General features: G+C 72.5%; 14 protein-coding genes. 8 read left to right on the forward strand and 6 right to left on the reverse strand.

All coding sequences use genetic code 11. From position 1 onward, the window contains the following. The first annotated feature begins 14 nt into the window (after positions 1–14). Positions 15–860 (forward strand): undecaprenyl-diphosphate phosphatase, encoded by an 846-nt coding sequence (locus AXK60_RS03495; RefSeq protein WP_068569555.1) that lies wholly within the window; start codon positions 15–17, stop codon positions 858–860. On the opposite strand, the gene AXK60_RS03500 is transcribed toward AXK60_RS03495, so the two are convergent. Beyond that, positions 847–1,710, reverse strand: coding sequence for a LysR family transcriptional regulator (locus AXK60_RS03500; protein WP_068569556.1), 864 nt, complete (start codon positions 1,708–1,710; stop codon positions 847–849). The two genes, AXK60_RS03495 and AXK60_RS03500, sit on opposite strands and share 14 nt — an antisense overlap. A 71-nt stretch (positions 1,711–1,781) precedes the next feature. Here AXK60_RS03500 and dapA point away from each other — a divergent pair, with 71 nt between their 5' ends. Both dapA and AXK60_RS03510 read left to right on the forward strand, forming a co-directional pair. Further along, positions 1,782–2,678, forward strand: a complete 897-nt coding sequence (dapA, locus tag AXK60_RS03505; RefSeq protein WP_068569557.1) for a 4-hydroxy-tetrahydrodipicolinate synthase — start codon at positions 1,782–1,784, stop codon at positions 2,676–2,678. A gap of 66 nt (positions 2,679–2,744) precedes the next feature. Further along, positions 2,745–3,812, forward strand: coding sequence for an alpha/beta hydrolase (locus AXK60_RS03510; RefSeq protein WP_231855352.1), 1,068 nt, complete (start codon positions 2,745–2,747; stop codon positions 3,810–3,812). Positions 3,813–3,833: 21 nt separating this feature from the next. Here the strand turns inward: AXK60_RS03510 and AXK60_RS03515 are convergent, their stop codons facing one another. Then, positions 3,834–5,441 carry a DUF4153 domain-containing protein gene (locus AXK60_RS03515; RefSeq protein ID WP_175399918.1) on the reverse strand — a complete coding sequence of 536 codons (1,608 nt, stop codon included), beginning with the start codon at positions 5,439–5,441 and terminating at the stop codon, positions 3,834–3,836. A gap of 97 nt (positions 5,442–5,538) precedes the next feature. Between AXK60_RS03515 and AXK60_RS03520 the strand changes: the two genes are divergently transcribed. From AXK60_RS03520 to AXK60_RS03530, 3 genes are read left to right on the forward strand one after another with little or no spacing between them, the layout of a single operon-like run. Further along, positions 5,539–6,198 (forward strand): MSMEG_4193 family putative phosphomutase, encoded by a 660-nt coding sequence (locus AXK60_RS03520; protein WP_068569559.1) that lies wholly within the window; start codon positions 5,539–5,541, stop codon positions 6,196–6,198. Then, complete coding sequence (locus AXK60_RS03525; RefSeq protein WP_068569560.1) at positions 6,195–6,788, forward strand: DUF3090 domain-containing protein; 594 nt, start codon at positions 6,195–6,197, stop codon at positions 6,786–6,788. Before AXK60_RS03520 ends, AXK60_RS03525 begins: the two co-directional genes overlap by 4 nt. Then, positions 6,789–7,571, forward strand: a complete 783-nt coding sequence (locus AXK60_RS03530) for an SCO1664 family protein (RefSeq protein WP_231855350.1) — start codon at positions 6,789–6,791, stop codon at positions 7,569–7,571. Between the two features lie 10 nt (positions 7,572–7,581). On the opposite strand, the gene AXK60_RS03535 is transcribed toward AXK60_RS03530, so the two are convergent. Genes AXK60_RS03535 through AXK60_RS03545 form a run of 3 tightly spaced genes read right to left on the reverse strand, consistent with a single transcriptional unit; the run spans position 7,582 to position 9,571 of the window. Continuing rightward, positions 7,582–7,767, reverse strand: a complete 186-nt coding sequence (locus tag AXK60_RS03535) for an SCO6045 C-terminal-like domain-containing protein (RefSeq protein ID WP_068569943.1) — start codon at positions 7,765–7,767, stop codon at positions 7,582–7,584. After that, positions 7,764–8,630 carry an MbnB/TglH/ChrH family RiPP precursor modification enzyme gene (locus AXK60_RS03540; RefSeq protein ID WP_068569561.1) on the reverse strand — a complete coding sequence of 289 codons (867 nt, stop codon included), beginning with the start codon at positions 8,628–8,630 and terminating at the stop codon, positions 7,764–7,766. Before AXK60_RS03540 ends, AXK60_RS03535 begins: the two co-directional genes overlap by 4 nt. Then, the gene (locus tag AXK60_RS03545) at positions 8,627–9,571 is read right to left on the reverse strand and encodes a TIGR04222 domain-containing membrane protein (RefSeq protein WP_139057721.1); all 945 of its coding nucleotides are present in this window, start codon (positions 9,569–9,571) and stop codon (positions 8,627–8,629) included. Before AXK60_RS03545 ends, AXK60_RS03540 begins: the two co-directional genes overlap by 4 nt. Positions 9,572–9,989: 418 nt before the next feature. On the opposite strand from AXK60_RS03545, the gene mshC reads away from it, so the two are divergent. Both mshC and AXK60_RS03555 read left to right on the forward strand, forming a co-directional pair. Next, a complete protein-coding gene (gene mshC / locus AXK60_RS03550) occupies positions 9,990–11,234 on the forward strand; it encodes a cysteine--1-D-myo-inosityl 2-amino-2-deoxy-alpha-D-glucopyranoside ligase (protein ID WP_068569563.1) in 1,245 nt (414 codons plus the stop codon). Between the two features lie 25 nt (positions 11,235–11,259). Beyond that, positions 11,260–11,571: a hypothetical protein gene (locus tag AXK60_RS03555; protein ID WP_068569564.1), complete on the forward strand. Its 312-nt coding sequence runs from the start codon at positions 11,260–11,262 to the stop codon at positions 11,569–11,571. A gap of 25 nt (positions 11,572–11,596) precedes the next feature. Here the strand turns inward: AXK60_RS03555 and AXK60_RS03560 are convergent, their stop codons facing one another. Continuing rightward, on the reverse strand, positions 11,597–12,451 hold the full coding sequence (locus tag AXK60_RS03560; RefSeq protein ID WP_231855342.1) for a PAC2 family protein: 855 nt from the start codon (positions 12,449–12,451) through the stop codon (positions 11,597–11,599). Positions 12,452–12,489 lie beyond the last annotated feature (38 nt).

Consider the following 12,489-nt stretch of genomic DNA (forward strand, 5'->3'; position numbering starts at 1 on the left):
CTGCCCCGGTGGACATGACGTGGTTGCAGGCGATCGTGCTCGGTGTGGTGCAGGGGCTGACGGAGTTCCTCCCCGTCTCGTCCTCGGGGCATTTGCGGATCGTGTCGGGGATCTGGTTCGGCGACGACGCGGGCGCGTCGTTCACCGCGGTCACGCAGCTCGGCACGGAGCTGGCGGTGCTGATCTACTTCGCCCGGGACATCTATCGGATCGTCGTGGCGTGGTTCCGCGGCCTGTTCGACAAAGCGGCGCGCGGCGTCGACTACCGGATCGGCTGGTACGTGATCATCGGCACGATCCCGATCGGCGTGTTGGGCTATCTGCTCAAGGACGAGATCCGGACCGCGGCGCGCAACCTGTACCTGGTGGCGACCATGCTCATCGTGTTCTCGGTGGTCATCTTCGCGGCGGAGTGGGTGAGCTCGAAGTACTTCGCGAACCGGCAGCGGCCGCTGGAGCAGGTCACCGCCCGCGACGGCATCCTCATGGGCCTCGCTCAGTGCCTGGCGCTGATCCCCGGCGTCTCCCGCTCCGGCGCGACGTCGAGCGCGGGCCTGTTCCTCGGGCTCAAGCGCGAGGCGGCCGTGCGGCTGTCGTTCCTGCTCGCGATCCCGGCGGTCACCGCGTCCGGCCTGTTCAGCCTGAAGGACGCCTTCGAGCCCGCCGGGGAGGGGCTGCACGCCTCGGGCCCGCAGTTGCTGGTCGCGACGGTGATCGCCTTCGTCATCGGCTACGCCGCGATCGCCTGGCTGCTCAACTTCGTCGCCAAGCACTCGCTGAACTGGTTCGTCGGCTACCGGATCCTCGTGGGCGTGCTCGTCCTCGGCCTGCTGTGGGGCGGCGTGATCAGCGCGACCTGAGCGCCCGCCGCGCGGCCCCGATGAGCGGGTCGCGCGCCGCGCCGCGCCGGTAGGCGAGCGCGGTGTGCCGGACCACCTCGAGCGGCTCGAGCAGCACGTCCGCGGGGACGTCGACGGCGGCGAGGTCGGGGATCACGGCCACGCCCTGGCCGGCGGCGACGAGCGCGAGGACGGCCGGGAAGTCGTCCGTGCGGTGCCGCACCCGCGGCGTGAACCCGGCGTTCTCACAGGTCCGGACGGTGGCCTCGTCGCACATCGTGCCGACCGTGCCGGAGATCCAACGCTCCTCGGCGCAGTCGGCCAGCGTCCGCGGACGGTCGCGGTGGACGGCCAGGTGGACGGCCTCGTCGAACAGCGGCTCGGTGTCGAGCGAAGGGTCGGTGCGCGCGGGCAGGCAGTCGTAGCGCTGCAGGAGCGCGACGTCGAGCCGTCGTGACCGCAGTTCCTCGGGGGCGGTCGCCGGGTCGATCTCCGTCACGCGCACGCGCAGCAGGGGATGGTCGCGGGACAGGCGCAGGAGTGCGGGCGTCACGACTGTGCGCATCGCCGAGCCGAAGGCGCCGATCCGCAGTTCCCCGGTGACCTCCGTGCTCAGGGCGTCGAGGTCGGCCCGGGCCCGCTCGAGCCGCTCGAGGATCGCGTCGGCGTGCCCGACGAGCACCCGACCCGCCTCGGTGAGCCGGACACTGCGCCCGGTGCGCTCGAGCAGCGGCCGCCCGGCCTCGCGCTCCAGGGTCGCGAGCTGCTGGGACACCGCCGACGGCGTGTAGTCGAGCGCCTGCGCCACCGCGGCGATGGTGCCGCGCTCGGCGAGTTCGCGGAGCAGCCGCAGTCGGTGAACATCGAGCATCAGATCAGCTTACGCTCGACATCGAGTTCTCCCGCTGGACCTACCGCTCGGCATGCCGGAACCTGATAGCCATGCAGCTCACCGGCCTCCACGTCCCCCTTGTCACGCCGTTCGCGGCGGACGGCACCGTCGACCTCGTTTCGCTCGAGCGCCTCGCGCACGACACCCTCGCCGACGGGGCCGACGGCCTCGTCGCCCTCGGCACGACCGGCGAGCCCGCGACGCTCACCGACCTCGAGCGGACGGCCGTCGTCGACCTGATCGGCGGGGTCTGCGCCGAGCACCGCGCCGTCTTCACCGTCGGCGTGGGGACCAACGCCACGGAGGGCACCGTCGAAGCCCTCCACGGCGTCCACCCACGCGCCGACCTCGCGCTGGTCGTCGTGCCCTACTACACGCGGCCGTCCGAGCCGGGCGTCGTCGAGCACTACCGGCGGATCGCGGGGGAGAGCCCCGTGCCCGTGATCGTCTACGACATCCCGCAGCGCACGGGTCGATCGCTCTCGCTGGAGACGCTGCTGAGGCTCGCCGAGCTCGACGGGGTGGCCGGATTCAAGCACGCCGTCGGCGGCGTCACGGACACGACGGTGCGCCTCCTCGCCGAGACCGGAGCGGGGCTGCCCGCCGGCGTGTCGGTGCTGGCGGGCGATGACCCGTTCGTCGGCGCGATCCTCGCGCTGGGCGGGCACGGCGCGATCTCGGCCGGCGCGAATGTCGCGGCGGGGGAGTTCGCCGCACTGGTCGCCGCGTGGCGCGAGCACCGGATCGAGGAGGCCCGGGTCCTCGGCGGCGCGCTCGCCGGCCTCGCGACCGCGCTGTTCGCCGAGCCGAACCCGACCGTGATCAAGGGCGTCCTCGCCGCGCAGGGCCGCATCGCGACGCCCGCCGTGCGCCTGCCGCTGCTGCCCGCGTCCGACGGTGCCGTGGCCGCGGCGGCAGCCCTCGCCCGGGCCGCAGTGACCGCGTAGGCGGCGCGCTCGGCCCCCGCGCGTTCTACGCTGGTGACGATCACAGGTCCGTTGGGGGAGGTAACGATGTTCGGTCGTAGATGCGCGGCGATCGCGGCGGCGACGGTCCTGACCCTCGTCGCGGGGTGCTCGCCGACCGGCGCTCCGGCGACGTCGCCGAGCAGCTCGTCGGCGGCGCAGGCGTGGGTCGACGACGAGGTCACGTTCGACAGCGGCGGCGTGACGATCCACGGCACGCTCCACCGCCCGGCGTCCGGGGCTCCCGTGCCTGCGGCGCTCCTCATCGCCGGCAGCGGCCCGACCGACCGGGACGGCAACTCCCGGCTGCTCCCGGGCGCCGTGAACACCCTGAAGTCGGTGGCGGACAAGCTCTCCGCCGCCGGTACGGCCAGTCTGCGGTACGACAAGCTGGGCTCCGGGGCGACGGGGATCGGGAAGTACGCCGCGGATCCGGCGGCGATCGACGCCGAGGTCTTCTCCACCGAGGCGCGCGACGCCCTCGCCTTCCTCGCGTCCCGGCCGTCCGTCGACCGGGACCGCCTGTCCGCGTACGGCCACAGCGAGGGCGCGCTGTTCGCGCTCCAGCTCGCCACGTCGACGACGGGACCGTCCGTGAAGGCGCTGGGGATGCTGGAGCCGCTCAGCGTCCGCTACCTCGACCTGCTCTCCCGGCAGATCACCGACCAGGTGACCACGGCCGAGAAGGCGGGCCAGGTCCCGCAGGCCGACGGTGACGCGCTGCTCGCCGCCCTGGCCACGACGATCGCGCAGGTCCGCGCCGGCGGGACGGTGCCCGCCGACCTCCCGGCCTCCTTGAAGTCCACGTTCAACGCGAGCACCGCGCAGTTCCTGCAGCAGCTGGACCGCATTGACCCGCCGGAGCTCGCGCGCACCCTGCCCGCCCGTTATCCGGTACTGCTGACCTGCAGCGACGCGGACATCCAGGTCAGCTGCGCCGACGTCGACCACCTGGCCACGGGCCTGACCGCGGCCGACCTCACGTACGTCCACCTCACCGGCGTCTCGCACGTACTCAAGCAGGACCCGAGCCGCGCACCGTCGAACTACGGGGCGGACCTGCCCTTCTCCCCGCAGGCGGGAACCGCGATCACCGAGTTTGCCCGCACGCACTGACCGCGTCCCCGCCCGGTCGGGTCAGCGGGTCTGCCCGTCCCGGTTCGGGTTGCACTCCTGCTGGTAGAGCCTGCTGTCCAGGTGGACGTCGCGGGCGCGGTCGCGCCCGAGGTTCCACTCGATCCACGACGCGTCCCGTGGACCCTGCTGCACCGAGCACTGCGCGACATCGAGCGGGAGCCGCGCGATCGCCGCACGGGCGTCGGGGCCGAGGGTGGCGAGGTACGCGGTGTCGACCTTGCCGGTGTCCTCGAACCGTTGGACGTTGTGCTCGGCGATCCAGGCCTCGGGGTTCATCCAGCCGAGCCCGATCACCACGAACGCGGCCGACGCCAGCGCCGCCCGCGGCAGTTGTCCGACGCGACGCAGGGCCACGCACGCGATCGTGAGCAGCAGGAGCAGCCCCATCCACAGCTCGAACGCGTCGACGACGAGCCGCAGCGTCGTGAAGCCGTAGGCCTGCTGGTAGACGTGCATCCGGTACAGCGCCGACACGACGACGACGAGGGCGAGCGCGCACAACGACCCCAGGGCGCCCGCCAGAGCGGCCAGGTCGGACTTCGACTCCCGCGGCGCGGCCCACCAGACGAACGCGACTGTGAGGAGCGCCAGGAGCGTCGCGACGGTGAGTTGGCCGAAGCCCTTGTGCACCGACTCGGCGTAGGTGACGCCCGCGGTGCGCTGCACGTAATCGTGCCCGGCCCACATCGTGGTGGCTTGGGCTGCGACGAAGCCGGCGAACATCGCGATCACCACGCCCAGCGGGGCGAGCCATTCGAACCGCCGGACGGTCCGCGACGGTCCGGCGGGGATCCCGGGCGCGTGCACGGGGCGCGGCGGGTTGATCGCCGTGTACAGCGTGCCCAGCGCCAGCGCGCCGATCGCCGCCGCGACCAGCACTCGGAGGACGACGGAGCCACCGTCGAACGTGGGTATCAGGGCCTGGACCCAGGACCCGAACACGGCGTCGCCGGTGGCGAACAGTGCTCCGAACACCAGCAGCGCCACCACGCACAGCGCGGCGGTCCGCACCACCGGCCACCCGACGGGCAGGGACCGCACGGTCCCGGCGGTGCGCCGCGCCCACGGCGTCGCGCGCAGGAGCGACAGCGGCCACGTCACCGCGGCCGTGAGCAGGTCGAGGACCGTCCTCCCCGCGGAGAGCGCGGAGAACGCCAGCGGCACGAGCACGAGCAGCATCAGCGCGGTCAGCCAGCCCGCCGCGCGCAGCACCATGAGCGAGACCAGCGCCGTGCCGAGCGCGGCGACCAGCCAGGTGTAGGGCGACGCCCGGTGCCGCGAGATCCCCAGCGGTACCAGGAGCAGGGCGGCCACCACGATGAGTCCCGCCAGCGACACCGCGTAGTGGTACGGCAGGATCACCGCCGCCACGACGCCGATCGCCGCCGCCGCGCCCAGCAGCGCGGGCCGCGGCGTGAGGTCCTTCTCGGGCCAGAATCCGCCGAACATGAAGTCGGTGCCGGACGGCGGAGCGACGGGCGGCCCGTACAGCCGGGGCGCCTCCCCGGGCCGGAGCGGCGGGATGGGTGCCTGCAGGGGACGTTCGACGGGCGTGCGCGACGGTGACCAGGGGCCGTGCGGGCCCGACGGGGACGGGGGAAGTGTCATCGATCCTCCTTCGACGATGCGCATCGCACGGTATGCACGACGGTGCGCGGAACACTTTCAAATAGCGTACGTGGCGGCCGCGCATAGACTCGGGAGCATGACCGTGATCCTGCTCCGCCACGGCCGCTCGACCGCGAACACCTCCGGTGTGCTCGCGGGGCGCGGCGAGGGCGTGGCGCTGGACGAGACGGGCCGCTCGCAGGCCGCCGATCTCGTCGGCCGCCTCGCCGATGTCGACATCGTGGCCGCCGTTCGCTCGCCGCTCCTGCGCTGCGAGCAGACCCTCGCGCCGCTCGCCGCCGCGCACGGCGTCACGCCGGAGGTGGACGGGCGGCTCGTCGAGGTCGATTACGGCGCCTGGACGGGGCGCGCCATCAAGGACCTGCTGCAGGAGCCCCTGTGGAAGACCGTCCAGGAGCAGCCCTCGGCCGCCGTCTTCCCCGACGGGGAGGGCCTCGCCGACGTCCAGGCGCGCGCGGTCGCGGCGGTGCGCGAGGCGGACCGCCGGTACACCGAGCAGTACGGACCGGGCGCCGTGTGGGTGGCGTGCAGCCACGGAGACGTCATCAAGGCGGTCATCGCCGACGCGCTGGGCACGCACCTCGACCAGTTCCAGCGCATCTTCGTCGCACCGGCCTCGGTGTCGATCGTCACCTACGGTCCGAACCGCCCGCTGGTGCAGTGCGTGAACTCGTCCGGTAGCGTCGCGCTGCCGAAACGTCCAGCTGAGGAGGCAACCGTGGGAGGCGAGGCATGAGTCGCTCCGTCCACGTTTTCCGGACGCCCGACCGGTTCGTCGCGGGCACCGTCGGGCAGCCCGGCGACCGCGCGTTCTACCTACAGGCGGTACACGACTCGCGGATCGTCTCGGTACTGCTCGAGAAGCAGCAGGTCGAGGTCCTCGCCGAGCGCATCGCCGCGCTGCTGGACGAGGTCTCGCGCCGTTTCGGCATGGAGATGCCGCCTGCGGGCACGCCCGTCACCGACCTGCAGCCGCTCGTGATGCCCGTCGATCCCGAGTTCCGGGTGGGCACCATGGGGCTGGGCTGGGACTCCGAGGAGCGGGCGGTCGTGATCGAGCTGCTCGCGATCACGGAGCAGGAACTCGACGAGTCCGTGGTGCTCGCGGACGACGCCGAGGAGGGCCCGGACGCGGTCCGGGTGTTCCTCACCCCGAAGGCCGCGCGGGAGTTCGCGAACCGTTCGGAGAAGGTGCTCGGGGCGGGCCGTCCGGCGTGCCCGCTGTGCGGCGAGCCGTTGGACGCCGACGGCCACATGTGCGTGCGCCTCAACGGCTACCGGCGCGGCGCGGCGTTCGGCAGCGGCACCGATGACGAGGACCAGTAGGTGGATCTCACGGTGGACCTCGAGACCGCCGACCTGAAGATCCTGGGCCGCATCACCAGCGCGTCCAACGCCACCCTGTTGTGCGAGCTCGGCGACACGGGTGAGCGCGCCGTGTACAAGCCGGTCCGCGGCGAGGTGCCGCTGTGGGACTTCCCCGACGGCACGCTGGCCGGCCGCGAGGTCGCCTCCTACCGCGTGTCCGAGGCTCTGGGCTGGGGTCTCATCCCCGAGACCGTCCTGCGCGACGGGCCGCTCGGCACGGGGATGGTGCAGCGCTGGGTCGACGAGCCCGACGCGGAGGACGGCCCGGACCTCGTCGACCTGTTCCCACTGGACGGCGTGCCCGAGGGCTACCTGAAGGTGTTCACTGGCTACGTGGAGGACGAGGACGCCCCGGACGGTATCGCGGAGGTGGCGCTGGCCCACGCCGACGATCCGCGCCTGCGCCGGCTCGCGGTCCTGGACGTCATCATCAACAACGCCGACCGCAAGGGCGGCCACGTCCTCCTCGGGCCGGACGGCCGGGTGCAGGGCGTCGACCACGGCATCTGCCTGCACAGCGCTCCCAAGCTGCGCACGGTCCTGTGGGGCTGGGCCGGGCGCCTCGTGCCCGACGAGCTGCTCGCCGACCTCGAGGCCTTCCGCGCCGCGCCTCCCGACCTCGCGGGCCTCATCACCGACGAGGAGCAGGCGGCCCTCGTCGAGCGCGCGGCCGAGCTGATCGATCTGGGCGCCATGCCCCTGCCGACGCCCAGCCGGCCGATTCCCTGGCCCCCGTTCTGACCGGTCCGGGTCAGCGGCGGGGCCTGCGCCACCAGCGCCGACGGTGCGCCGTCTCCGCGTGTCCGGCATGGGCGTCGCGTTTGTGCCGGCACACCGCGCCCGCCGCCGCGACCTCGTCGGGATCGAACCCGTCGGGCACGGGCCCACCGTCGACCAGGGCCCGGACCAGGGCCTCCTGACGCTCCCGCAGGCTCATGACCACACCTTCCTCGCATCGTCGGTGATCGGCGCGCACCCCGCCGCGCCGGCGATGGCATCGAGCTCGTCGAACAGCTCCGCGGCCGGCGGGTACCGTCCGTCCCGCTCGAGCATGAACGGGACCTCGGCGCGCTCCCGCAGCGCCGTGACCAGTTCCAGCACACCGCGATTCACCGGGTCGGTGTGCGTGTCGTGGTACCGGCCGCCGCCCTCGGATCCGCCCGCGACGTGGCTGTACGCGATGCGGTCGACGGGGAGCCGCGCCAGCTCGCCGAGCGGGTCCAGCCCGCGGTTGCGGGCGTTGGCGTAGACGTTCGCGACGTCCAGGACAAGGAGGGCGCCGGTCCGCTCCAGCAACTCCGCGAGGAACTGTCCCTCGGAGTACTCGTCCTCGGGCCAGCGCAGGAACGCCGCGATGTTCTCGACCGCCAGCGGCACCGGCAGCGCGTCCTGCATGCGGGTGATGTTGCGCACCAGCACGTCCAGCGCTTCGCGGGTGCGGGGCACCGGCAGTAGATGACCCGCCTCGATGCCACCCGCGCGGACGAAGGCGATGTGCTCGCTGACGAGGGGAGCGCCGAAGGCCTCCGCGCAGGCGGTCAGCCGGTGCACCCGGTCGGGCTCCAGTTCGTCGACCCCGCCGAGCGAGAGGGCCACGCCGTGCGGCACCAGCGGGACGCCGCGGTCGCGCAGGTCGGTCAGGAGCGGATCGGGGACGGCGCGCGTGCGCCGGATCGGCACCGATTCGGCGATCACCTCGCAGAAACCGGGCCGCAGGTCCGCGATGACGCCGGCGATCTCGCGGCGCCACCCCAGTCCGAGGTCGCCGAGGGCGGGAACGGTGCGTGTCACGGTGCTCATCCTCCGCACCCGCCGCAGCCGCCACAACCCCCGCACCCGCCGCAGCCTCCTCCGCCGCCTTCCCCGCCGCAGGACGCGCCTCCGCACGATCCGCCACCGTCGCCGGAGGCCTCAGCGCTCCCGGCCAGCTCGACCGACCCCGCGAAGGCATCGTCGAGCTGCCAGACCGCGGCGGTGCCGAAGAGCGCCACGGAGAGCCCGACGGCGGCCGCACCGTAGGTCGCGAACGACGGCCGGCGCGACGGCGCCAGGTAGTCGAACCGCTTCCGCTCGTCGGCGACGAGCCGATTCCCCGCACGCGTCTCAGGGGAGACGGTCCACAGGTGCGGCAGGACGAACATCCCGAGGAGCATGGCGGGGACGACGATACCGGGGACCAGCATGGCGTCCTCGATGTCGCCGGAGGCGACCGCCCGGTACACGAGGAACACCCCTGCGGCCACCACGGCGGTGACGGGCGCGGCGCCGACCCGCATGCGCCACCGGACCTCCCCGGTCCGCCACAGCCCGCGCGCGGCGAGCGAGCTCTCCAGAGCCGCACGCTCCTCGTCGGTGTCCACCGTCAGCTCGTTCGCGGTGCGGGTGGGGTCGGCCACCAACCGAGTGAGGACGGCCCGGGTGAACGGGTCGGCGTGCGGGCCCAGCGGTCGCGCCGGGTCCGGTCGGCCGTCCGCGGTCACGTGCCCGCCGGCGCGCAGCATGCCGAGGGCTGCGACCACGGGCGCGCGCACGTCGCGCAGACGCGCCAGCTCGGGAGTCGTCAGGGGCGGACCGTCGACGGGCCGGACGTCCGCGAGCCGTCGCCAGATCACGGCGAGCACGATCCCGCCGGCCAGTAGCAGCTGGTACCAGCGCAGCTCCGCGGGGAAGAGGACGTCGGCGACGTCGCACAGGGTCTCGCCGTTGTCATCGGTGAATCGGATCGGGCAGTCTCCACGCATGGCGAACACCTCCTGGTGCGGATAGGGGATAGCACGCCCTCGCTGCTGAAGGCATGATCGGGAAGAAGGCGGAACGAGGAGAGCGGAGGGTCTCAGGACCGCCGGGCACGGACGGTGGACACCGATTCGGGTCCTCGCTCAAAACAGCTGGGGGACATCGTGTTCACCTCCGCGGGTAAAGGGTTGTTCACGTTCCGGCAAGCATGACCCGCGGTCTCGTCGAAGACCAGCGCTGCGAGGCAAGAGTTTGCTGAGAGTTCCTGTGGCACAGCGTTCGTGCTGCTCCAGCGCGGTGACGCTCCGCTCCGACCGGGTCCACCGACCGGGTGCACCGCTAGCATCGCGCGGCGACTCGGCCTACCGATCACAGGTTCCGGCCCGAAATCCACGTCGACGCACCGACGCATAGGGTGGAGGCATGCGTTCCTGGCCGACCCCCACCGTTCCCAGCGTGCCCGGACCGTCGGTCCCGCTGCGTCTCTACGACACCTCCGACGCGGCGGTGCGCCCGGTCAACCCCGGCGCGGTGGCGGGGATGTACGTGTGCGGCATCACGCCCTACGACGCAACCCACCTGGGTCACGCCGCCACGTACCTGGCGTTCGACCTGGTCAACCGGCTGCTGCGGGACAACGGCCACGACGTGCACTACGTGCAGAACATCACCGATGTGGACGATCCGCTGTTCGAGCGGGCGGATCGTGACGGCATCGACTGGCGCGACCTGGGCGCCCGCGAGATCGACCTGTTCCGGGAGGACATGGAGGCCCTCCGGGTCATCCCGCCGCGCGACTACATCGGCGCGGTGGAGTCGGTCGGCGAGGTCGTCGACTACGTCGGGAAGCTCCTGGACAACGGGTCCGCGTACATCGTGGACGATCCCGAGTTCCCGGACGTCTACTACCGCTCCGGTGCCACCGAGCAGTTCGGCTACGAGTCCGGCTACGACCGCGCCACGATGGAGAAGTTCTTCGCCGAACGCGGCGGCGATCCCGACCGTCCGGGCAAGCACGACAGCATCGACCCGATCCTGTGGCGCGCGGAGCGGCCGGGCGAGCCCTCGTGGCCCTCGCCGCAGGGGCCCGGCCGGCCCGGCTGGCACATCGAGTGCGCCGCGATCGCGGCGAACCGCCTCGGCGCGAGCTTCGACATCCAGGGCGGCGGCAGCGACCTGATCTTCCCGCACCACGAGTACTCGGCCGCGCACGTCGAGGCCGCCACGGGCGAGCGTCGCTTCGCCCGCCACTACGTGCACGCCGCGATGATCGGCCTGGACGGCGAGAAGATGTCCAAGAGCCGCGGGAACCTCGTCTTCGTCTCGAAGCTGCGGCGCGCGGGCGTCGACCCCGCCGCGATTCGGCTCGGTCTGTTCGAGGGGCACTACCGCCAGGACAGGCCGTGGTCCGACGCGGTGCTCGAGCGCGCGCTGGCGCGCTTGGACCTGTGGCGCCGGGCCTTCGCGGCACCGTCGGGCCCCGACGGTGCCGAGCTGATCGCCCGGGTCCGCCGGTACCTGGCGGACGACCTCGACACCCCGCACGCGCTCACCGCCATCGACGCGTGGGCCGAGAAGGCCCTCTCCACGGGCGGTCCGGACGCGGGCGCTCCGGCCGCCGTGGGGGCCGCCGTCGACGCGCTGCTCGGCGTACCTGCCACGGCCTGACGCCCCGACACGCTATATTTCGCCTGTGAGGACCGTCAGCGAGCTGGCCCCGGATCTGACCGAGGGCGTATGGACCGTGCAGACCCGCACGTCGACCTACGTGGTGGATCTGGCAGAGAAGACCCTGATGCGCGCCCCCGGGATCGGCGGCGACTCCGAGGACGAGCAGTGGAGCATCAGCGCGCTCCGGCGCGACTCGGAGGACATCCCGCTGCTCGGCATCAAGAGCTGCCGGGTGGGGGAGTCGGCCCAGTTCTGGGTGCGCGCCGCAGACGACCCGGACGTGCGGACCTGGCGCATCACCACGCCGGTCGTGTCGATCGAACGGATCGGCTAGCGCCGGGACGGATCCGCGGCGCCGATCACGGGCCCGTACCGGGATCGCGGCGCCGCAGGTACTTCTCGAACTCCTCGGCGAGCGCATCGGCGTCGATGTGCTGCTCGACGTCCTGGGCTTCGGCGTCACCCCGCTCCTCGAGCCCGCGGACGTACGCGGCCACGTCCTCGTCGTCCTCGGTCATCTCCGTCACGGAGGACTCCCAGGCCTCGGCCCGTTCGGGCAGGTCGCTCAGCGGCACCGCGAGATCCAGGACCTGCTCGACGCGCTGCAGCAGCGCGACGGTGGCCTTCGGGTTCGGAGGCTGCGAGACGTAGTGCGGCACCGCCGCCCACAGCGAGATCGCCGGGTACCCGGACCGCACGCACGCGTCCTGGAGGACCCCGGTGATCCCGGTGGGGCCCTCGTACCGGTTCTGCTCGAGCCCGAAGCGCTTCGCGGAGTCCGCGTCGTAGCCCGTCCCCGTGACCGGCACCGGACGGGTGTGCGGCGTGTCCGCGAGGAGGGAGCCGAGGATCACCACGCTGTCGATGTGCAGGTCCGCGAAGATCGTCAGCAGCTGCTCGCAGAACGCGCGCCAGCGGAAGTTCGGCTCGATGCCGCGGAGGAGGACCACGTCGCGGTCGGCCTTCGGCGGACGGCACACCGACAGCGTCGTCGACGGCCAGTCCACGGCCCGGGTCACCCCGTCGACCTGCTTGATGGTCGGCCGATTGACCTGGAAGTCGTAGAAGTCGTCGGAATCGACCTCGGTCAGCAGCGTCGCGTCCCAGGTCAACTCGAGATGCTCGACGGCGCCCGACGCGGCGTCGCCCGCGTCGTTCCAGCCCTCGAACGCCGCGATGAGCACCGGGCGGTCGAGGTTCGGTGGATAGATCACCGGGTCAGCGTACGCGCAGGCCCTGAAGATTCGATTTG

Origin of the sequence: Tsukamurella pseudospumae, assembly GCF_001575195.1 — a bacterium.
GTDB lineage: Bacteria > Actinomycetota > Actinomycetes > Mycobacteriales > Mycobacteriaceae > Tsukamurella > Tsukamurella pseudospumae.